The 19395-nt window shown below is 48.4% G+C and carries 22 protein-coding genes and 1 rRNA gene; 17 read left to right on the plus strand and 6 right to left on the minus strand.

Annotated elements, in window-relative coordinates; all coding sequences use genetic code 11:
- Positions 1–35: 35 nt before the first annotated feature.
- The 8 genes from WCN91_RS09960 (at position 36) to WCN91_RS09995 (ending at position 7314) form a co-directional block, all read left to right on the plus strand.
- The gene (locus WCN91_RS09960; RefSeq protein WP_342678615.1) at positions 36–1919 is read left to right on the plus strand and encodes a transglycosylase SLT domain-containing protein; all 1884 of its coding nucleotides are present in this window, start codon (positions 36–38) and stop codon (positions 1917–1919) included.
- Positions 1920–1978: 59 nt separating this feature from the next.
- A complete protein-coding gene (gene pepQ / locus WCN91_RS09965; protein WP_342678617.1) occupies positions 1979–3301 on the plus strand; it encodes a Xaa-Pro dipeptidase in 1323 nt (440 codons plus the stop codon).
- A 56-nt stretch (positions 3302–3357) separates the two neighbouring features.
- On the plus strand, positions 3358–3972 hold the full coding sequence (locus WCN91_RS09970; protein ID WP_342678619.1) for a YigZ family protein: 615 nt from the start codon (positions 3358–3360) through the stop codon (positions 3970–3972).
- A 39-nt stretch (positions 3973–4011) separates the two neighbouring features.
- Positions 4012–5463: a TrkH family potassium uptake protein gene (locus tag WCN91_RS09975; RefSeq protein WP_342678621.1), complete on the plus strand. Its 1452-nt coding sequence runs from the start codon at positions 4012–4014 to the stop codon at positions 5461–5463.
- Positions 5464–6359: 896 nt separating this feature from the next.
- Positions 6360–6572 (plus strand): EF-hand domain-containing protein, encoded by a 213-nt coding sequence (locus WCN91_RS09980; protein ID WP_105201206.1) that lies wholly within the window; start codon positions 6360–6362, stop codon positions 6570–6572.
- 38 nt (positions 6573–6610) lie between these two features.
- On the plus strand, positions 6611–6829 hold the full coding sequence (locus tag WCN91_RS09985) for an EF-hand domain-containing protein (RefSeq protein ID WP_342678656.1): 219 nt from the start codon (positions 6611–6613) through the stop codon (positions 6827–6829).
- Between the two features lie 15 nt (positions 6830–6844).
- Entirely contained in the window at positions 6845–7063 is a 219-nt protein-coding gene (locus WCN91_RS09990; RefSeq protein WP_342678624.1) for an EF-hand domain-containing protein, read from the plus strand.
- 29 nt (positions 7064–7092) lie between these two features.
- The gene (locus WCN91_RS09995; protein WP_342678625.1) at positions 7093–7314 is read left to right on the plus strand and encodes an EF-hand domain-containing protein; all 222 of its coding nucleotides are present in this window, start codon (positions 7093–7095) and stop codon (positions 7312–7314) included.
- A gap of 66 nt (positions 7315–7380) precedes the next feature.
- Here the strand turns inward: WCN91_RS09995 and trkA are convergent, their stop codons facing one another.
- Genes trkA through def form a run of 4 tightly spaced genes read right to left on the minus strand, consistent with a single transcriptional unit; the run spans position 7381 to position 11522 of the window.
- The gene (gene trkA, locus WCN91_RS10000) at positions 7381–8757 is read right to left on the minus strand and encodes a Trk system potassium transporter TrkA (RefSeq protein ID WP_342678626.1); all 1377 of its coding nucleotides are present in this window, start codon (positions 8755–8757) and stop codon (positions 7381–7383) included.
- A 7-nt stretch (positions 8758–8764) separates the two neighbouring features.
- Complete coding sequence (rsmB, locus tag WCN91_RS10005; protein ID WP_342678658.1) at positions 8765–10057, minus strand: 16S rRNA (cytosine(967)-C(5))-methyltransferase RsmB; 1293 nt, start codon at positions 10055–10057, stop codon at positions 8765–8767.
- Positions 10041–10997: a methionyl-tRNA formyltransferase gene (gene fmt, locus WCN91_RS10010; protein ID WP_342678628.1), complete on the minus strand. Its 957-nt coding sequence runs from the start codon at positions 10995–10997 to the stop codon at positions 10041–10043. Before fmt ends, rsmB begins: the two co-directional genes overlap by 17 nt.
- A gap of 15 nt (positions 10998–11012) precedes the next feature.
- Positions 11013–11522 carry a peptide deformylase gene (gene def, locus WCN91_RS10015; protein WP_342678630.1) on the minus strand — a complete coding sequence of 170 codons (510 nt, stop codon included), beginning with the start codon at positions 11520–11522 and terminating at the stop codon, positions 11013–11015.
- A 128-nt stretch (positions 11523–11650) separates the two neighbouring features.
- Here def and WCN91_RS10020 point away from each other — a divergent pair, with 128 nt between their 5' ends.
- The 6 genes from WCN91_RS10020 to hemF all read left to right on the plus strand — a co-directional run bounded on the left by WCN91_RS10020 (position 11651) and on the right by hemF (position 16539).
- Positions 11651–12775: a LysM peptidoglycan-binding domain-containing protein gene (locus WCN91_RS10020; RefSeq protein WP_342678633.1), complete on the plus strand. Its 1125-nt coding sequence runs from the start codon at positions 11651–11653 to the stop codon at positions 12773–12775.
- 47 nt (positions 12776–12822) lie between these two features.
- Complete coding sequence (gene dprA, locus WCN91_RS10025) at positions 12823–13944, plus strand: DNA-processing protein DprA (protein WP_342678635.1); 1122 nt, start codon at positions 12823–12825, stop codon at positions 13942–13944.
- Position 13945: 1 nt separating this feature from the next.
- The gene (locus WCN91_RS10030) at positions 13946–14419 is read left to right on the plus strand and encodes a DUF494 family protein (RefSeq protein WP_342678637.1); all 474 of its coding nucleotides are present in this window, start codon (positions 13946–13948) and stop codon (positions 14417–14419) included.
- A gap of 61 nt (positions 14420–14480) precedes the next feature.
- Positions 14481–15068: a DNA topoisomerase family protein gene (locus WCN91_RS10035; protein WP_342678639.1), complete on the plus strand. Its 588-nt coding sequence runs from the start codon at positions 14481–14483 to the stop codon at positions 15066–15068.
- A complete protein-coding gene (gene tsaC, locus WCN91_RS10040; RefSeq protein ID WP_342678641.1) occupies positions 15065–15628 on the plus strand; it encodes an L-threonylcarbamoyladenylate synthase type 1 TsaC in 564 nt (187 codons plus the stop codon). The genes WCN91_RS10035 and tsaC overlap by 4 nt, the downstream gene beginning before the upstream one ends.
- Before the next feature lie 2 nt (positions 15629–15630).
- Positions 15631–16539, plus strand: a complete 909-nt coding sequence (hemF, locus tag WCN91_RS10045) for an oxygen-dependent coproporphyrinogen oxidase (RefSeq protein WP_342678643.1) — start codon at positions 15631–15633, stop codon at positions 16537–16539.
- 31 nt (positions 16540–16570) lie between these two features.
- Here the strand turns inward: hemF and WCN91_RS10050 are convergent, their stop codons facing one another.
- Positions 16571–17032, minus strand: coding sequence for a group II truncated hemoglobin (locus tag WCN91_RS10050; RefSeq protein WP_212547050.1), 462 nt, complete (start codon positions 17030–17032; stop codon positions 16571–16573).
- 26 nt (positions 17033–17058) lie between these two features.
- Here WCN91_RS10050 and aroE point away from each other — a divergent pair, with 26 nt between their 5' ends.
- Both aroE and WCN91_RS10060 read left to right on the plus strand, forming a co-directional pair.
- Positions 17059–17880 carry a shikimate dehydrogenase gene (aroE, locus tag WCN91_RS10055; RefSeq protein WP_342678647.1) on the plus strand — a complete coding sequence of 274 codons (822 nt, stop codon included), beginning with the start codon at positions 17059–17061 and terminating at the stop codon, positions 17878–17880.
- Positions 17880–18119, plus strand: a complete 240-nt coding sequence (locus WCN91_RS10060; protein ID WP_105188779.1) for a DUF1488 family protein — start codon at positions 17880–17882, stop codon at positions 18117–18119. Before aroE ends, WCN91_RS10060 begins: the two co-directional genes overlap by 1 nt.
- Here WCN91_RS10060 and WCN91_RS10065 read toward each other — a convergent pair.
- Positions 18103–18648, minus strand: a complete 546-nt coding sequence (locus tag WCN91_RS10065) for a gamma carbonic anhydrase family protein (RefSeq protein WP_342678649.1) — start codon at positions 18646–18648, stop codon at positions 18103–18105. The genes WCN91_RS10060 and WCN91_RS10065 overlap by 17 nt on opposite strands.
- Before the next feature lie 630 nt (positions 18649–19278).
- Between WCN91_RS10065 and WCN91_RS10070 the strand changes: the two genes are divergently transcribed.
- A 16S ribosomal RNA gene (locus WCN91_RS10070) occupies positions 19279–19395 on the plus strand; the annotation flags it as partial.

Genomic DNA, 19395 nt, shown 5'->3' on the forward strand with positions numbered 1-19395 from the left:
CTGCATTTGTTTCACGAAATACAGTTAGGATTATCATGAAACGACTTCTTCACACCCTGCTGGCCGCGTCCTTGCTGCAAGTTTGTAGTGTTTCACTTGCCGGCGAGCACGACGACTTCCTAAAAGCGGAAAAAATTGCCCGCGGCGGCAATTACACAGAATTTAAGAAAGCCAATGAGCGCCTTAAACATCCGCTTAAACCCTATGTGGAAATGGCCTTCTATAAGCACCATCCACATATTAAATATCAAAGCGAAATTGAGCACTTTTTGCAGGTTTATCAGCATACTCCGCTGGAATGGCCGGTGCGCCGTGCCTGGTTAAACTATTTGGCCAAGCACGGCCGTAAGGCCAAGTTTGTAGAGAATTACAGCGTCACCAAGGATGTAGAGCTTACCTGTCAGTATCTTGATTTTCAGTGGCAACTTGGGGCGCCAAAAGATGCCCTGTTGGAGCAGATAGAAAAACTCTGGTTGGTGGGCAAGTCTCAACCCAAGGAATGCGATGGCGTATTTTCTTATTGGCGCAAGGCTGGCGGGCAAACGCCGGAAGCAGTATGGCAGCGTTTGGGCTTAGCCGCCGAGGCGGGGCAGCATAAATTAGTTGGCTATTTAAAAACACAAATGCCAGCCAAGGAGCGCTACCTGGCGGATTTATATTCCAAGGTTAAAAAAGACCCCAGTGCCGCAGCCGGTTTATATCGCTATAAAAATAAATCCTCTAAAGAAGCCGAAATTGCCTTATACGGAGTTAAACGCCTGGTTTGGAAAGACCCGGATCTGGCAGTTCGCGCCTGGCAAAAATTATCTAATATGTTTTCCTTTAGCGATGAGCAACAAGATCAGGCGCATTATGCTTTGGCCTATGCGCTCGCGGTTAAGCAGCATGATGATGCCAAGTTTTGGCTGAATAAGGTGCCTGATACCCAGCAGGACAGCAAACTGGTGCAGTGGCATTTAGCGAACATGCTTAGGGAGCAGGACTGGCCGGCCATTATCGCCTTTTTTACGCCGAAAAAAGATCTTAACGTCGGACATAAATACTGGCTGGCTTACAGTTATTCCCGTCAGGATAAAAATGAGCAAGCCAATGAACTGTGGCAGCAAATAGCTCAAGAGCGCGATTATTACGGCTTTTTAGCGGCGGCGCGATTAGACCAGCCTGTTAACCTTAATAACCAGCAATTGACGCTGGCACCGGGGTTAAAGGCCAAGGTAGAGCAGGCGCCTGGGTTTAAACGGGCGCAGATTTTATATGACCTGGAAAGAGTCACCAGTGCCAGAAGGGAGTGGAATTATCTGCTCGACACCTCCAGTAATGCCGAGAAACTGGCTGCCGCGGTATTGGCGTCGGAGCAGGGCTGGCATGACAGGGCCATAGTCACCCTGGCGCGACTTAAGGCCTGGGATTATGTTGATTTACGTTTCCCCGATGCCTATACGGATTTGTTTAAGCGCTACAGCAACCGTAATAAGGTTGACCTGGATTGGAGTATCGCCATTGCCCGCAGGGAAAGCTCCTTTGCCGCCGATGCTCGCTCTCGCGCCGATGCCCGGGGTTTGATGCAATTATTGCCCAGTACCGCCAAATACATTAACCGCAGTTCGGTTTCGAGCAAGCGTCTGTATGAACCCAGCACCAATATTAATTTAGGTACCAAGTACTTAAAGTATTTAGAAGGCAAAACCCGTGGCAATCAAATTTTAGCCACTGCCTCGTATAACGCCGGATACCATCGCGTTAATAAGTGGATCCCAGATGAAGCCATGCCAGCAGAGTTATGGATTGAACTGATCCCTTATCGGGAAACCCGGGATTACGTCAAAAACGTGTTTGCCTATCGTCAGGTTTATCTGGCCAAACAAGGCAAGGATGAAAATGTCCTGGCGACAATTTTAGATATGAATATAGGCGGTTAGCCGCAACTGCGGCGGCTATGATAGACTGGCAAAAACATAATTAGCAAAGTGGGTGATACATGAATACATTAGCGGTGTTATACGCTGAACATATTGCAACCCTGCAAAGACGCACGCGCGAAATTGTTGGGCGTGAAAACCTAGATGGTGTGGTAATTCATTCTGGCCAGGCAAAGCGCCAGTTTTTGGATGATATGTATTATCCGTTTAAGGTGAACCCGCAATTTAAGGCCTGGTTGCCGGTGATCGACAACCCGCATTGCTGGCTGGTAGTGAACGGCAGTGATAAGCCTAAACTTATCTTCTATCGCCCGGTGGATTTTTGGCACAAGGTGCCGGATGAACCGAGCGAGTACTGGGCCGACTATTTCGATATCGAGCTACTGGTTAAGCCGGAGCAGGTAGAAAAACTATTACCTTATGATAAGGCGCGTTACGCCTATATCGGCGAGTGTTTAGAAGTGGCGCAGGCCCTAGGTTTTGAGTTGATGAACCCAGAGCCGGTGATGAATTATCTGCATTACCACCGTGCTTATAAAACCCAGTATGAGCAAGCCTGTTTGCGTGAAGCGAACAAACTAGCCGTGGCCGGTCATCAGGCGGCGCGGGATGCTTTCTATCAGGGTAAGTCGGAGTTTGAGATCCAACATGCTTACCTGTTGGCGACCAAGCACAGCGAAAATGACACGCCTTATGGCAATATCGTTGCCTTAAATGAAAACTGTGCCATTTTGCACTACACCCATTTTGAGCGAAATGTTCCAGCGCAACACCGCTCGTTTTTGATCGATGCCGGTGCCAATTTCAATGGTTATGCCGCCGATATTACTCGTACCTACGACTTTGAGCGTCAGGGTCAGTTTGCCGAGTTGTTGGCTGTGATGAATCAACATCAGATAGAGCTTTGTAACTCGCTATCCCCAGGCAAGCTCTATGGTGAGTTGCACCTTGATTGCCATCAGCGTGTAGCCCAGGTGCTAAGCGACTTTAATATAGTTAATCTACCGGCGGCAGAAATTGTCGAGAAGGGCATTAGTTCAACCTTCTTCCCTCATGGTCTGGGCCATCATATTGGCTTACAGGTACATGATGTAGGCGGTTTTATGGCCGATGAAACGGGTACTCATCAGGCACCACCTGAGGGGCATCCTTTCCTACGTTGTACTCGTATGATAGAGGCGAACCAGGTGTTCACTATTGAACCCGGCCTGTACTTTATTGATTCCCTGCTTGAAGATTTAGCGGCAACGGACAATAGACAGTACGTAAACTGGGACAAGGTCGCCGAGTTTAAACCCTTTGGCGGTATTCGTATCGAGGACAACATCATAGTTCATGAGCATGGTTTGGAAAACATGACTCGCGAGCTAAAACTCGACTAAACATTCCCTGTGAAGACGGTGGCGGCGATGCCATCGTCTTAGGCAGTTCATTTTCTATGTCAGAATATGCTTATCCGGCTCAATCGCTGAGCTACGAAGAAGAAATCAAAAAAAGCACCTTTATCGTTCACCTTGCCCATACGCCGGATGTGGCCAGCGCCAAGGCCTTTATTGCTTTAATCAATGAGCAGTATCCGGATGCCCGTCATAATTGCTGGGCCTATGTAGCCGGAGCGCCCGGTGGCAGCCATGTTTATGGCTTTAGTGATGATGGCGAACCCAATGGCACCGCCGGCAAGCCCATGCTTAATGTGCTCCAAGGCAGTGGCTTAGGTGAGATATGTGCCGTTACTACCCGCTATTTTGGTGGCATTAAGTTGGGTACGGGTGGTTTAGTGCGCGCCTATGGTGGCACCCTGAATAATGCCTTGGCGCAATTACAGATACAGATTAAGGTGCCCAGTGTGGTGTTAAGCGGCGACAGTGACTATGCTCTACAAGGGCAGATAGAACAATGCCTTAACTCACAATACCAGGTACTGGCTATGGATAAGGAATACGGTGGCCATATTTCCTGGCAGATACGTATTGATGCGCGCCAGGCTGAAGATGCCATAAAAGATATTTTTGATTTAAGCCATGGTACTGTTGAGTTAAAAATAAAACAGTAAGACAATAACATGCAAAGAAAAGTCACGGCGATGCGCTAAATGCAATACCGCACGATAATAAAGATACTCGGTCAGTTAGTAGCCCTTTTTAGTATCACCATGGTTCCCCCTGCACTGGTATCACTTATCTATAAAGATGGTGGTGGTCTGCCTTTTATTCTTGCGTTTATCTTCAGCGTAATTGCCGGCTTGTTTGCCTATTATCCTAACCGCCATGAGCATGGCGACCTCAAAGCCCGTGAAGGCTTTTTGATCGTGGTATTGTTTTGGCTGGTGCTGGGGTCGTTCGCATCCTTACCCCTGATCTTCCTTGATGCGCCAAAACTCTCGCTGGCTGATGCGGTGTTTGAGGCCTTCTCTGGGCTTACCACCACGGGGGCGACCGTATTAACCGGTATTGAATATCTGCCCAAGTCTGTGTTGTTTTATCGCCAGCAACTGCAATGGCTAGGTGGTATGGGGATAATCGTACTCGCGGTGGCCGTGCTGCCCATGCTTGGCGTTGGTGGTATGCAGTTGTATCGTGCCGAAACGCCGGGGCCGGTGAAAGACTCGAAAATGACGCCGCGTATTGCCGATACCGCTAAACATCTTTGGTACATCTATGTATCTCTGACCCTAGCTTGTACATTGGCTTATTGGGTGGCGGGGATGAGCTGGTTTGATGCCATTTGCCATGCCTTCTCGACCATAGCCATAGGTGGTTTCTCTACCTATGATGCGTCCATGGGCTACTTTGATAGCCCAGTGATCAACCTGATTTGTGTGGTTTTCTTATTAATTGCCGCGGTGAACTTTTCCCTGCATTACGCTGTGGTGGCTAATCGCAGTGCCAAGGTGTATTTGCGCGACCCGGAATTTAAGGTGTTTTTCTTAATTCAGGTGGCGCTGATCATCATCTGTTTTGCTGTGCTGTCGTCGAATAATATCTATGCCAATGGCGATGAAACCTTAGATCAGGCCATGTTCCATGCGGTTTCTATCGGTACCACGGCGGGCTTTGCTACCGACAACTTTTCCGCTTGGCCCCTGTTCCTGCCCATATTACTTATCTTCTCAAGTTTTATTGGTGGCTGTGCTGGCTCTACCGGTGGCGGTATGAAGGTAGTGCGGGTGTTCCTGTTGTACTTGCAGGGCATTCGTGAACTTAACCGCCTGGTACACCCAAGAGCCATCTATTCTATTAAGCTTGGCCGTAAGGCACTACCTGATAAGGTGGTCGAAGCGGTATGGGGTTTCTTCTCCGCTTATGCCCTGGTTTTTGTGATCATCATGATCAGCCTTATGGGCACGGGTTTGGACAATATCACCGCCTTCTCGGCGACTGCTGCCTGTTTAAATAACCTGGGCCCAGGCCTGGGTGAGGTAGCGGCACACTACGGCGATATCAGCGATAATGCCAAGTGGATTCTAACCCTGGCCATGGTATTTGGTCGTCTAGAGATCTTCACCCTGCTAGTACTATTTACCCCCACATTCTGGCGTGGGTGAGAATTTATAAGAGTGACACAGGTCACTCTTATAAATTCGAACGCGAGACATGGATGTCGAGCCGGGACCCAGCGTCAGGACGACTTACTTGCACAAAACTTACCTTCGACGTATTTCGGTCACTCTTATAAACTCGAACGCGAGACATGGATGTCGAGCCGGGACCCAGCGTCAGGACGACTTACTTACACCGAGCTTAACGTCACTCTTGGAGCGCCGAACGCGAGGGCGTGGATGCCCGATCCGGGCCTAGGCTTCAGGATGAATTGTTATCACCATCACCAACTTCAAGAGTGACACTGGCCACTCTTATTAATTTGAATGCGAGACATGAATGTCGAGCCAAACCGCAGCGTTAGGCCCACTCACTTGCACCTTATCCTAATCGAGCTTTCATCACGCGAGGGCTTAGTTCACCCACCTCAACCTGAACAAAGTCTTGTGTGTTGCTAAAAGGCAACAATTTAACTCTAGCTAGGTTTTGGCTGTGAAATTAATTTTTAAAAAAGCGCGAAAAACAACATAACCAACTGTTTTTTAAGTGTTAAATAATTTCCTCACTCTTATCCAAATCTACCTTTTGGCACTTCTATTCAGATAAAAATCAGAAAAGCGTGTCGACCATTTGTGCGGTTTCTGAATGAAATTTCCATCATAAATTCATAACACACTGAAAATTATAGGTTTTATTTTTAAGGCTTAGATCTTGTCGCGAAATAGCAACAGAAAAAATGGAAAAACTCTGTGGTTTTTAGTAATTAAATCTCCAAACCTTTGAATTATAAGGGGTTTTCAATGTTGGCACCGGACTTGTAATAGTCCTAGCGAATCGAAAATGTGATGACGAATATTGGATTCGTTAGGTTCACACCAAAACAAGTAGGAAGGAAAGCAATATGAAAACAATGACAGCAACTATCGCTCTTATCACTTTAGCCGCATCAAGCGCAGCATTCGCTGCTGATTTCTCAACTCTTGATGTTGATGGTAACGGTGCTATCTCTGTGCAAGAAGCTGCCGCTGATGCTGCGCTAGCCGAGCAATTTGAACAGCTAGATAGCGACGGTAACGGTGAGCTTTCACAAGCCGAGTTTGATAAAGCCGAGTAATTTTCAGTAGTTATTACAGTGATCAGTAGGAGTTTATGATGAAAAAATCAAAGCACATTTTAGCCTTATGCGCCCTAGTTAGTTCTTCTGCGGCCTTTGCCTTAGCAGTTGACTTTGCCACGGTAGATACAGACGGCAGCGGCGCCATTAGCATGGAAGAAGCCTCAAAGCACCCAGAGCTAATTAGCCAGTTCAAAGACTTAGACACAAACGTAGATGGCGAGCTGTCTCAAGAAGAGTTCGCTAAAGCGAAATAACACAGGGAGTTAACAATGAATAAGACCTCTAAAGCAATCGCCTTAATCGGCTTAGTTAGTGCATCGTCTGCATTCGCGATGGACTTGGAATTTAACAATGTGGATCTAGATAGCGATGGCGCTATCAGCATGGAAGAAGCGGCTCAATATCCTGAACTGATGCAACAGTTTAAGGACTTGGACAGCAACAAAGACGGCCAGCTGAGCGAGCAAGAGTTCGCGGCAGCACAGTAAGTTTACTTTTTAAATATTTGGAGCAAGTTATGAAAACGACCAATACACTACTAGCAATGGCTATTTTGGCATCATCTTCAGCTGCATTTGCAGATTCAGGTACAACGTTTGAATCTCTTGATGTGGACGGTAATGGCAGCATCAGTAAGGAAGAAGCAAGTGCCAATGCCGAAGTAATGGCTAAGTTCGATGAGCTTGATATTGATGGTAACGGCGAGCTATCGCCAGAAGAGTTTGCCAATATTGAGTAAAAACCTAAATCCATTAGAGAAGCAAAAAGCAGCATTTAGTTTCTAACTAAAGCTGCTTTTTTTTGCTTATAAGAACATGGCGCTGACCTGGAAGAGTTTCTCAACCACATGAATATGCTTTTTGTCGATCAAGAACATGATCACATGGTCGCCGCTTTGAATCACGGTATCGTCATGGGCAATCAGCACATCATCATTACGCACTATGGCGCCAATGGTAGTGCCTGAAGGAAGTTTGATTTCGCGAATGGCCCGACCTACCACTTTTGAGGTGTTTTCATCACCATGGGCTACAGCTTCAATGGCTTCAGCAGCGCCCTTGCGCAGTGAGTAAACATTCACTATATCGCCGCGGCGAACATGGGTTAACAGAGCCGAAATAGTCGCTTGTTGCGGCGAAATGGCAATATCGATTTCACCACCTTGAACCAAATCCACATAGGCACCACGCTGAATTAGCACCATGGTTTTTTGTGCACCCATGCGCTTGGCCAGCATGGCTGACATGATATTCGCTTCATCATCGTTGGTTACGGCGATAAAGACATCTACCTGCTCGATATGCTCTTCTGACAGCAGCTCCTGATCAGAAGCGTCACCACAGAAGACCACGGTATCATCAAGCATTTCCGAGAGTTGCTCGGCTCGCATAGGGTTGCGCTCCAGCAGCTTGACGCTGTGGTTTTTCTCCAGTGAGCGAGCCAAACCCGCGCCTATGTTACCGCCGCCGGCAATCATGATCTTTTTATATGAACGCTCCAGCTTTTGCAGTTCGCTCATTACCGCGCGAATATGCTTGGTTGCGGCGATAAAGAAGACTTCATCATCGGCTTCGATAACCGTGGTTCCCAGCGGCTTGATGGCCTTACCCTGACGGTAAATGGCGGCAACCCGGGTTTCCACGTTGGGAATATGTTCCTTTAACGCTGAAAGCGCATAACCAACCAGCATACCGCCGTAGTAGGCTTTAACCGCTACCAAGGACAGCTTACCGTCGGCAAACTGCAACACCTGCAGGGCGCCAGGGTAGTCGATTAAGCGGCGAATATACTTAGTGACCAGAGCCTCGGGAGCTATGTAGTGATCAACGGGCAGGTCATCATTGTGGAATAACTGCTGGCGATAACGTAAGTATTGCTCCGAGCGGATCCGCGCAATTTTAGTCGGAGTGTTAAAGATACTGTAGGCAACCTGACAGGCCACCATGTTCACTTCGTCGGAGCTGGTTACGGCGATGATCATATCCGCATCTTCGGCACCGGCCTTGCGCAGCACATCGGGGTGAGCGCTGTGGCCATTAACGCCTTGCAAGTCGTATTTGTCTTGCAGCTCACGCAAACGGTCACCGTCGATATCGACCACGGTGATCTCGTTTTGCTCACCCACTAAGTTTTCTGCCAATGTGCCGCCAACCTGGCCTGCACCTAAGATGATAATTTTCATGACTATGTCACTGCTTTATTATTTTTGCGTAGTAAAAACCATCGGTTTCACCTGGTAACAACTGCCAACCCGGCTGCTGCTCGGTATCCTTATCATGCAAGGCTATATGCTTGGCGTCACCATGTTTGGCCAAAAATGCCCGTATTTGCGATTGATTTTCTTCGCTTAATACCGAGCAGGTGGCATAAACCAGAGTACCGCCGGATTTCAAAAGCGGCCAGATGGCTTCAAGTATGCTTGCTTGCAGTTGTGCCAGTTCATCGATATCGCTGCCGCGACGCAGCCATTTAATATCCGGATGGCGACGGATCACTCCGGTGGCCGAGCAGGGCACATCAAGGAGAATGCGGTCGAACTGCTCACCCTGATACCATTGCTCTGTTTGCTCCGCCTGGGCACAGGTTAATTCGGCGTTTAGGCCTATGCGCTCAAGGTTTTCGCTGACCCGTTCAAGGCGCTGGGCATCGGCATCCAAAGCAACGACACGGGCATCGGCTAGTTCAAGAATATGGCAGGTTTTGCCGCCCGGTGCCGCACAGGCATCGAGAATGAGTTCACCATCTTGTGGGTCAAGAAGTCTTGCTGCTTGCTGGGCCGCTGCATCCTGTACCGAGCAGGCGCCGCGTTCAAACTCGGGCAGGGCAAATACATCCATGGCCTTATCGAGGCGGATAGCATCTTGGAATGCTTCATCTATGCTAAAGCCAATGTTTTTATCAAACAGTTTATCGGCATAGGCGTCGCGGTTATTCAGGCGATTATTCGCCCTTAGCCACATAGGTGCCTGCTGCTGATTTTCTTCGATAATATCTTGCCATTGCTCTGGGTAATCACGTTGTAGCTTTTTAATCAGCCAACCCGGGTGATTATATTTGCAGGCATCTATTTGTTCTGCTTGCTCTTCAAGGCCTTGTTGTTGGCGTTGAAAGGTGCGCAGTACGGCGTTAACCAAGCCTTTTAGGCCTGCGGCTCGCATTGATTGCAGGGCGTTGACCGTTTCGGCCACGGCGGCATGCTCGGGCACGCGCATATATTGCAATTGATATAAGCCAACGTAGAGCAGAAATTGATAAACCCGGCTTTTACCTTTCAATGGCTTTTCAAGCAGTTGCTGGCAATAAAACTCCAAGCTTGGCAAATAACGTAAAACGCCGAAGCAGATTTGTTGCATCAGCGCCTTGTCTTGCGGGCTGAGATCGCGGCTGTATCTGGGCAGGGCCACAGACAGAGAAATGCCTTTGTCGACTACCTGGTAAAGGGTGTGCGCCGCCTGGGCGCGAACATTACTCACCTTGGTTATCCGCAGTGGCTAATGAAGTACCAACTGCGACCCAGTCGGCGCGGCCGTTAAGGAAATCCTGGCTCGACATGGGTTTTTTACCTTGGGGTTGCAGCTCGGTAATACATAGCGCATCGGTCGCACAGGCGATCACTATGCCATTTTTATCGGCGCGTAAGATGGTGCCCGGCGCGCCTTGCTCGGCAACCACCTCGGCTTGCCATATCTTCACTGTATTACCGGCCATTTCCGTATAACTGACCGGCCAGGGGTTAAAGGCACGAATATTGCGCTCTAACTGCACCGCATCCAGTTGCCAATCCAACAGGGCTTCTTGCTTAGAGAGCTTGTGCGCATAGTTGGCGAGCTGCTCATCCTGCTGCTGCGGGGCGATGCTTTCTATGTTGGCTAATGTTTCTATCAGTGCCGAAGGGCCAAGCTCCGCCAACTTAGCGTAGAGCGAGGCCGAGGTTTCCTTGGCATCTATGGCACAGCGACTAATGCTCAGCATGTCACCTGTATCCAGGCCTTCGTCCATCTGCATTATGGTTACACCTGTTTCTGCGTCGCCGGCCCAAATCGCTCTTTGTATAGGTGCGGCACCACGCCAACGCGGCAGAATTGAGCCATGGACATTGATACAACCAAGCTTTGGCGTCTCTAAAATGCTTTTAGGCAGTAGCAAGCCGTAGGCGACTACTACCATGATATCGGCATTTAATGCGGCGAGCTGCTGCTGCGCTTCTTCACTTTTCAGGCTGGCTGGCTGAAACACCGGCAGGTCGTGCTCTAAAGCTAAGGTTTTTACCTCACTGGCTTTGAGTTTTTTACCACGTCCGGCGGGGCGGTCTGGCTGGCTGTATACGCCAACCACTTCATGATCTGAGTCGATTAATGCCTGCAAATGGCGTGCAGCAAAGTCCGGTGTACCGGCAAATACGATGCGAAGGGCTTGTGTCACTGTGATTCCTTGTAATTAAGCTTTAGTGGCCAGACGGGCTTCTTTTTCAAGCTTTTTACGAATACGCTGACGTTTTAACGGCGACAAGTAATCAATAAATAACTTACCAACTAGGTGATCTAATTCGTGCTGAATACAGATGGCCAATAAACCGTCGGCGTCCAAAGTAAACTCTTCGCCTTGGTCATTGAGCGCTTTAACAGTTACCGTTTCTGCGCGATCTACTTTGGCGTATGAGTGAGGCACAGACAAGCAGCCTTCTTCACTTACCGTAGAGCCATCTTTGTGCGTGATCTCTGGGTTGATAAGGATCAGAGGCTCATCACGTTCTTCGGAAACATCAATCACGACGATACGTTGGTGAATATCAACTTGCGTTGCAGCAAGGCCGATACCATTTTCGTCATACATGGTTTCTAACATGTTTTTGGTGATTTCACGCACGCTGTCATCAACCTGCTCAACGGGCTTTGCAATCGTGCGTAAACGTTCATCTGGGAACCTAAGTACTTCTAAAAGTGCCATAATTGCCTTATTAAAAATTGTGCTAAATATCAGGTATTGTGTTATGTTTTTATTTTAGCCATTCGTGTGCACCTTTAACAGGTTATTGGGTAATAAATATAATAAAACAAGCTTAGGAAGCTCATACAATGATTAAACAGCTATCAGCTGCCGTGTTTGCTCTTGCGGTTGCTTTTCCATCATTAGCAGATGTTTTAGCAGTCAAATCTGACGCCCCGGAACAATATGTAGTGAAAAAGGGAGATACACTATGGGATATCTCTGCTATCTATTTGGATAAGCCTTGGCTGTGGCCAGAGCTTTGGCAAATGAATCCACAAATTGATAACCCTCACCTTATTTACCCAGGTGATACGCTGTACCTAGTGTACGATGCCCAAGGGCGACCGCGTTTAGTGGTTAAACGCCCGGACAACTATCAGAAGTTATCGCCACATGGTCGTAAAACGATGAAGCGAGACGCGCTACCAACCTTGTCGTTGGAGCTGTTGCGCCCGTTTTTGACTTACGAACAAGCCCTAAGTGAAGAGCAAATTAATGCTCAACCTTATGTACTGGGTGCCAACGAGAATGTGAAACGCTCTACTCAAGGTCATATTCTTTATGTTAAAGGTGACCTAGAACGTAACGCCAGTTATGCCATCTACCACAAAAATCGCCCTTATATTGACCCGCAAACTGAAGAGCTATTGGGTTACGAAGTGAAATTGGTGGCTACCGCCAAAGCATTCCGCAGTGGCGATGTAAATGCTGGTGTGCCTGCGTCCATCTTTGTTGATGGCGTTAAGCGTGAAATTAATGCCGGTGATTTCTTGTTGCCGGTGAGCCAAGGCCAAAGCCTGCCTGCGACCTTCCATATGCGCCGCCCAGAAACTGCAATCGATGGTGAAATCATCGCTTCATCTAATCAGCTTCGCGAATTTAGCAAGATGGATATTGTGGTGCTAAACCGTGGTTTAGTAGACGAAGTTAAAGCGGGTCATATGTTCGATATCCGCCGTCAGTCGCCGACCGTTATCGATGGGCGCAAAGGTCCTCAGTATAAAGAAGACTCAAGCACCTACGACAAATTTATGTCGAATATGGAAGAAAGCATGGGCATGGAAGAGGGTGAAGATAATCGCACTTGGCATATGCCCAAGGAAAAGGTGGGCGAGCTTATGGTTCTTAAAGTTCAAGACCGCGTAAGCTATGGCATCATCACCAAAACATTACGACCCATACGTGTCGGAGATGCTGTAAGCGTTGACTAAGCAACGCTTTCCGTAACAAGCTTTTGGGTCGTGCTCAAGGAGGGAGCATGACACAGAATGAACCTATCCCATCGGCCTCTTCAGAGGCCGATTTATTTCTAGCTGATGCCAGTTTGCTGGCATTGATGCGCACGCCGGGTCTAGGCTTGCGTAGTGCCCATACCTTGCTACAACATATTTCCATACATGATTTAGTCGCCGATACCGAGGTGCTGACTCAAGCCGGCTTGCGCCGCGATATAGCAGCTCGTTTGGCCGCCATTAAACTTGAGCCCTTGCAACAAGAGCTGAGTGAGTATCGCCATCAGGGCATAGATGTGATCAGCCTAGCCCACCCCTTATACCCGCCGTTATTAAAGGAATTGCCTGACCCGCCTTTGCTTTTATTCTGCGTAGGTAATAGTGACTTATTGATGCAGCCTCAGGTGGCGATTGTCGGCAGTCGAGGGGCGAGCATAAGTGGGAAGCACCATGCTTTTGAGTTTGCCGCTCAGCTCAGTGATGCAGGACTGGCCGTAACCTCTGGCATGGCCATGGGCATAGATGCCAGCGCCCATCTAGGGGCATTACATAATGGTGGAGCGACCTTGGCTGTGCTGGGTACGGGAGTTGATTTATGTTACCCGCGTCGTAACAAGACACTGCGGGAGCAAATTGCTCAACATGGCCTATTGGTTAGTGAGTTTTTGCCCGGAACACAACCGCGGGCGCAGCACTTTCCCCGTCGCAATCGGGTTATTGCCGGGTTAAGTCTAGGTACTTTAGTCGTTGAAGCAGAGCAAAAAAGCGGTTCCCTGATCACCGCCGAACTGGCGATGGATTATAACCGTGAGGTGATGGCCATGCCCGGGGCGGTGAATAACCCATATTCCCGTGGCTGTCATGCGCTGATAAAGCTCGGGGCGGCGCTAGTGGAAAATGCCGAAGATGTATTAGCCGAATTAGGTTGTTATCAACAAAAGGGTCTATATATAAATAATAAGGGAGTAGAAAAAGAGGATGAGAACACTTTACTTCGCCATATTGGTTTTGAGCCAACCAGCATAGACGCTATAGCTTTGAGCTCACAAATTCCAATCGCGCAATTGTTAACGCTATTAATAGACTTAGAACTCGAAGGCAGCATTATTAGCACTTCGGGCGGCTATACCAGAGTAGGGGGCGAGTGACATGTTTGATATCCTAATGTATTTGTTTGAAAACTATATTCATAACGAAAGTGAAATCTTTGTCGAAGAAAGCGTGCTCACCGATGAATTGCTCAAGGCCGGTTTTAACAGCCCGGAAATATACAAGGCCTTGGATTGGCTCGAGCAACTGGCACAGCTTCAGTACAGCGATGAGAGCCCGTATCTGGATAGAACCCCAGCCGCAGCCTGTCGTATCTACACAGGTGAGGAAAGCATTAAGTTGGATATTCAATGCCAAGGCTTCTTACTGTTTTTAGAGCAGGTCGGCGTGATCAACAGCACCACGCGTGAAATGGTGATAGACAGAGCCATGGCCTTAGATCATGCGCAAATCGCCCTGGATGACCTAAAATGGGTGGTGTTAATGGTGCTCCTTAGTGTGCCCGGTCAGGAGCATGCCTATGCGCAGATGGAAGACTTAATCTTTGATGACCCCAATCCGACCCTGCATTAAGCTTGATCTTCATCGGAGTCTGAGTATATTGGGCGCACATTAACCAAGGGGCAGGGTGCGCATGACGAAAATAGATCATTCTTTATTTAATGCCGATAAACACGCGTTGGAAAAAGAGTACGAGGTATGCCCTGAATGTGGCAGCGAGCTGGTAATGCGCCATTCCAAATCCGGTGCCTTTTTAGGTTGTGCCAGTTATCCAACTTGCCACTTTATTCGCCCCTTGCATCAACATGATACCAGCACCCTAAAAGTGCTTGAGGATAACCCTTGTCCGCAATGTAGTGCGCCCCTGGCAGTTAAAAATGGCCGTTTTGGCATGTTTATCGGCTGCACCAACTTTCCCGAGTGTCACTATATCGCCGATCAGCGTGAGCAAAGTGAACAAGACAGCGCTTTACCAGCTTGCCCCAAGTGTAATAAAGGTCATTTAACCCAGCGCAGCAGCAAATATGGTAAGGCTTTTTATTCCTGTGATGCCTACCCCAAGTGCAAATACAGCCTGAATTACCCGCCGGTTGCGGTGACCTGTGAACAGTGCCAGTGGCCGGTCATGATGAAACGCCACTTTGCCGAGGGAGCTATGCTACAATGCCCGCAAAAGAACTGTGGGCACAAACAGCCCGATGATGCGGAGAGCGGACAGTGAGTGATGCAGAGCAGCCGAAAACGGCGCTGAGCAGTTTGCAACAGGGTGAAGTAATTCTTTACCCTACCGAGGCGGTATATGGCTTAGGCTGTGACCCTATGAATCAGGCGGCTGTTGAAGCCTTGCTGGCAATTAAACAACGCCCGGTTGAAAAGGGCCTGATTTTAATCGCCGATAACTATGGCCAATTACTTCCTTATGTGGCCGATCATCGCATTCCCATGGATAAGCGCGCGGATATTTTCTCGCAGTGGCCAGGTGCCGTAACTTGGGTGATGCCGGCAGCGGCAAGTACGCCGAAATGGCTTACCGGCGCGTTTGACTCTATCGCCGTGCGCGTGAGTGCTCACCCCACAGTTAAGCGCTTATGTCAGGAGTTTGGTGGCCCAATCGTCTCTACCAGCGCTAACTTAAGCGGTCAGGAACCGGTTGCGTCAATCGCCCAAGGGCAGGCTACCTTTGGCGAACAAGTTGGCTTTTATGTCGATGAGCCCTTGGGTGGCGCTAATCAACCTAGCGTGATCAAAGACGCCATGAACGGACAAATTATTCGAGGATAAGCATGCATTCAGAGTTACTGACCCAGGTTAAAACCTACTTAATGGCGTTGCAGGATAAGATTTGTGCTGGATTGGAAAAAGCCGATGGCGGCACCAAGTTTGTTGAAGATGCATGGCAACGCGAAGAGGGCGGCGGCGGTCGTACCCGAGTGATCCGTGATGGCAATGTTATCGAGCAAGGTGGCGTAAACTACTCTCATGTTTTTGGTGCTTCCATGCCCGCATCTGCGACTGCACATCGCCCTGAATTGGCTGGCCGCAGCTTCCATGCCTGTGGTGTGTCCCTGGTGATTCACCCAAAAAACCCGCACATTCCAACCAGCCATGCCAATGTGCGTTTCTTTATTGCCGAGAAAGAGGGTGAGGAGCCGATTTGGTGGTTTGGCGGTGGTTTTGATTTAACTCCTTTTTATCCGCAGCTTGAAGATGTAAAACATTGGCACCAGGTTGCCCATGACCTGTGCGCTCCCTTTGGTGATGAGGTTTATCCCAAGTATAAAACTTGGTGTGATGAGTACTTTTACTTGAAACACCGCGATGAGACGCGCGGCGTGGGTGGACTCTTCTTCGATGATCTTAACGAATGGGGCTTTGAGAAGAGCTTTGCCTTTATGCAAGCGGTAGGTAATGGTTATCTTGATGCATACCTTCCCATCATCGAAAAACGCAAAGATATGCCTTATGGCGAAGAACAACGTCAATTCCAGCTATATCGCCGTGGTCGCTACGTTGAATTTAACCTGGTGTGGGATAGAGGCACCTTGTTTGGTTTGCAAACCGGAGGGCGTACCGAGTCGATATTGATGTCGATGCCGCCATTGGCGCGTTGGGAGTATGACTTTAACCCAGAGCCGGGTTCACCAGAGTCAGAACTTTATGAGCATTACCTGAAACCAAAAGACTGGGTATAAAAGTAGAAAAACGCGGCCGATGCCGCGTTTTTTAATTGTCGCTATTGATCATATGAGTCGCCAGCTGGGTTAGCGACTGTCGCAAACCCTCACGTAGCACAGGATTGTCTACTTCCATATCCAGCGCCTTATTCATACAGTACATCCACTGATCTCTAAGCTCGGCAGTGACCGGGAAGGGCATATGGCGCTGGCGTAAGCGTGGGTGACCATATTTTTCTACAAACAGATCCGGGCCACCTAACCAACCGGATAAAAATTCAAAGAATACCTGGCGAATACGATCCAATGGCTGCGGATGCATATCATATAAGGGCTTGGCGTACGCATCGCTGGCCATTATGTCGTAGAATCGATTGGCGAGGGCACGGGCGCCTTGTTCGCCACCCATTAGCTCGTATGGGGTACGCTCAACATCAGGGTGAACGTCGTCTGTACTTTGCTGAGAATTTTTTGCATCTTTGCTAAAGATGCGTTTTAGTAACTGCTTCATGATGCGCTCAATATAAGGAAAGGATAATGGATAAATACGCTGTGTTTGGTAACCCCATAGCGCACTCAAAATCACCCCATATTCACCATGCCTTTGCGGCGCAATTAGGTGAACAAATAGAATATCAGCGCATTTTAGCACCGCTCGACGGCTTTGTTGACTGCGTCAGCGAGTTTTTTAGCCAAGGTGGCTGCGGTGCCAATGTTACTCTGCCATTTAAAGAGCAGGCCTTTGCCCTGGTTGATACCCTGAGTGAACGAGCCCGCCTGGCCGGTGCCGTAAATACCTTAATACTTGAAGAAGGTGGGGGCTTAAAAGGCGATAACACCGATGGCATTGGTTTGGTTAGCGATCTGCAACGCCTGAGTGGCTCACTGGCAGGCAAGCATGTGCTGTTAATTGGCGCTGGTGGTGCGGCAAAGGGTGCCGCCTTGCCCTTGCTTGAAGCCGGGATTGAGCAGCTGCATGTGGTCAATCGCACCGAGGCAAAAGCACGGCTGTTGGTAGAGCGTATTAGCCAATACCAAAACGTCAGTTATGGGGGCTTAACAGGTCAAAACACGCAAAACTGGGATATTGTCATAAATTCAACATCTTCCAGCGTCACCAAGGATTTACCTGGTATCGATGCCAGCTATCTCGAAGGGACTCAGTTGGCCTACGATATGTTTTATGCCGAGCAGGCCACTTCTTTTATGAGTTGGGCTTGTGAAGTCAATCCTAATATAACGACAGCGGATGGTTTGGGCATGCTGGTGGCACAAGCGGCACATGCTTATAAACTTTGGCGTGGGCAAATGCCTGAATGTGCGCCTATAATAGCAGCGCTAAAAGAGGGGCGATTATAATGAATCAAGCAATTCAATTTGTTGACAGAGTCGAATATGAAAACGGCGTTATTACCTTTTACGCCATGGTTAATGGGCTGCTTTTACCTTGTATTATCGAGCTCAAGGTTAAGGAGCGCAGCGATGCACTGGCGCATTTTGCCGAACACCGCTTTGATTATGAAGAGTTGGCTGAGCAACAAATAGAAGAGGAAGCCTTCGGTGAAGAAGGCGAAGTGCAGATTAAAGCACTGGCTTAACCTCATTTAGGTATTCATCCTTTAGGCGAACATAGTTATCCGCCGACACCTTTAAGAAGGCGCGCTCCTCATCGCTTAACGGACGCGCCTGCTTTACCGGGCTACCCACATATAAATAACCAGACTCAAGGGTTTTGTTGGGAGGCACAAGCGCACCGCCACCAATGATCACATCATCTTCCACTATCACGTTGTCCATAATGATGGCGCCCATGCCGACCAGGATACGATTACCAAGACGGCATCCGTGTAACATGGCTTTGTGGCCAACGGTTACATCATCACCAATAATGAGCGGATAACCTTCCGGGTTTGATGCGCTGGCACGAGTCAGATGCAGCACGGTTCCATCCTGAATATTGGAACGTTTGCCAACACGCATATAGTTAACATCCCCGCGCGCGGCCACCAAGGGCCAGATGCTGGCGTCTTCTGCGATTTCAACATCGCCCACGATCACGGCGGACTCGTGAATGTATGCCGACTCGTGAACAAGGGGAGATTTATCTTTATAACTTTGTAAGCTCATATCAGGTTCCTATCACTGAGGTATGACTAATACCCTAACTCTAACTAGGGCAGAGCAGCTACGCAATAAACATTAGTCGTACGAAAAAACGCCATACGTCTAGTTTGCTAAGTGATTTGAGGTAAGAATCTGGTTAAAAACGTATAAAAAGTATGTCTATCGGGCGCTTTTTAGACGAACGATCCATTTTTAGCAATTTTCTTTAAAAAAGGGCTTGCGTCAAAATCGAATCTCCCTATAATGCGACCCCACTGAGGCGGCAGGCAGCAACGCATAGCGAGGCGCTAGCAACTCAGGGGGTCAAATAAAACTTAAGTTTAGAAACTTTAAATTTTCTCAAAATTAAGTGTTGACAACAAATCAGGGTTGAGTAAAATGCACAGCCCTCGAGACGCGAAAGCAGCTCGAAACGTTCTTTAAAAATATGAAGCAATCATCTGTGTGGGCACTCGTACAGATTGAGTTCTAACAGCAGATTCTAGTTCGCTAGATGACGCAAACAAATTTAGAGTCTCAAATGAACTGAGTGGCCAACAGCAACAAGTTTACTTGTTGCAGCACAGTCAATTCGATTCGAAAGAATCAAAATCAGAATTCATTGAGCACGAAACTTAGGTTTCAAAAAACTTTTAATTGAAGAGTTTGATCATGGCTCAGATTGAACGCTGGCGGCAGGCCTAACACATGCAAGTCGAGCGGTAACATTTCTAGCTTGCTAGAAGATGACGAGCGGCGGACGGGTGAGTA

Origin of the sequence: Pseudoalteromonas qingdaonensis (assembly GCF_038739665.1) — a bacterium.
Lineage (GTDB): Bacteria > Pseudomonadota > Gammaproteobacteria > Enterobacterales > Alteromonadaceae > Pseudoalteromonas > Pseudoalteromonas qingdaonensis.

Coding starts and splice junctions, on each gene's coding strand:
- WCN91_RS09960 (WP_342678615.1), top strand. CDS start 36: ATGAAACGACTTCTTCACACCCTGCTGGCCGCGTCCTTGCTGCAAGTT.
- pepQ (WP_342678617.1), top strand. CDS start 1,979: ATGAATACATTAGCGGTGTTATACGCTGAACATATTGCAACCCTGCAA.
- WCN91_RS09970 (WP_342678619.1), top strand. CDS start 3,358: ATGTCAGAATATGCTTATCCGGCTCAATCGCTGAGCTACGAAGAAGAA.
- WCN91_RS09975 (WP_342678621.1), top strand. CDS start 4,012: ATGCAATACCGCACGATAATAAAGATACTCGGTCAGTTAGTAGCCCTT.
- WCN91_RS09980 (WP_105201206.1), top strand. CDS start 6,360: ATGAAAACAATGACAGCAACTATCGCTCTTATCACTTTAGCCGCATCA.
- WCN91_RS09985 (WP_342678656.1), top strand. CDS start 6,611: ATGAAAAAATCAAAGCACATTTTAGCCTTATGCGCCCTAGTTAGTTCT.
- WCN91_RS09990 (WP_342678624.1), top strand. CDS start 6,845: ATGAATAAGACCTCTAAAGCAATCGCCTTAATCGGCTTAGTTAGTGCA.
- WCN91_RS09995 (WP_342678625.1), top strand. CDS start 7,093: ATGAAAACGACCAATACACTACTAGCAATGGCTATTTTGGCATCATCT.
- trkA (WP_342678626.1), bottom strand. CDS start 8,757: ATGAAAATTATCATCTTAGGTGCAGGCCAGGTTGGCGGCACATTGGCA.
- def (WP_342678630.1), bottom strand. CDS start 11,522: ATGGCACTTTTAGAAGTACTTAGGTTCCCAGATGAACGTTTACGCACG.
- WCN91_RS10020 (WP_342678633.1), top strand. CDS start 11,651: ATGATTAAACAGCTATCAGCTGCCGTGTTTGCTCTTGCGGTTGCTTTT.
- dprA (WP_342678635.1), top strand. CDS start 12,823: ATGACACAGAATGAACCTATCCCATCGGCCTCTTCAGAGGCCGATTTA.
- WCN91_RS10030 (WP_342678637.1), top strand. CDS start 13,946: ATGTTTGATATCCTAATGTATTTGTTTGAAAACTATATTCATAACGAA.
- WCN91_RS10035 (WP_342678639.1), top strand. CDS start 14,481: ATGACGAAAATAGATCATTCTTTATTTAATGCCGATAAACACGCGTTG.
- hemF (WP_342678643.1), top strand. CDS start 15,631: ATGCATTCAGAGTTACTGACCCAGGTTAAAACCTACTTAATGGCGTTG.
- WCN91_RS10050 (WP_212547050.1), bottom strand. CDS start 17,032: ATGAAGCAGTTACTAAAACGCATCTTTAGCAAAGATGCAAAAAATTCT.
- aroE (WP_342678647.1), top strand. CDS start 17,059: ATGGATAAATACGCTGTGTTTGGTAACCCCATAGCGCACTCAAAATCA.
- WCN91_RS10060 (WP_105188779.1), top strand. CDS start 17,880: ATGAATCAAGCAATTCAATTTGTTGACAGAGTCGAATATGAAAACGGC.
- WCN91_RS10065 (WP_342678649.1), bottom strand. CDS start 18,648: ATGAGCTTACAAAGTTATAAAGATAAATCTCCCCTTGTTCACGAGTCG.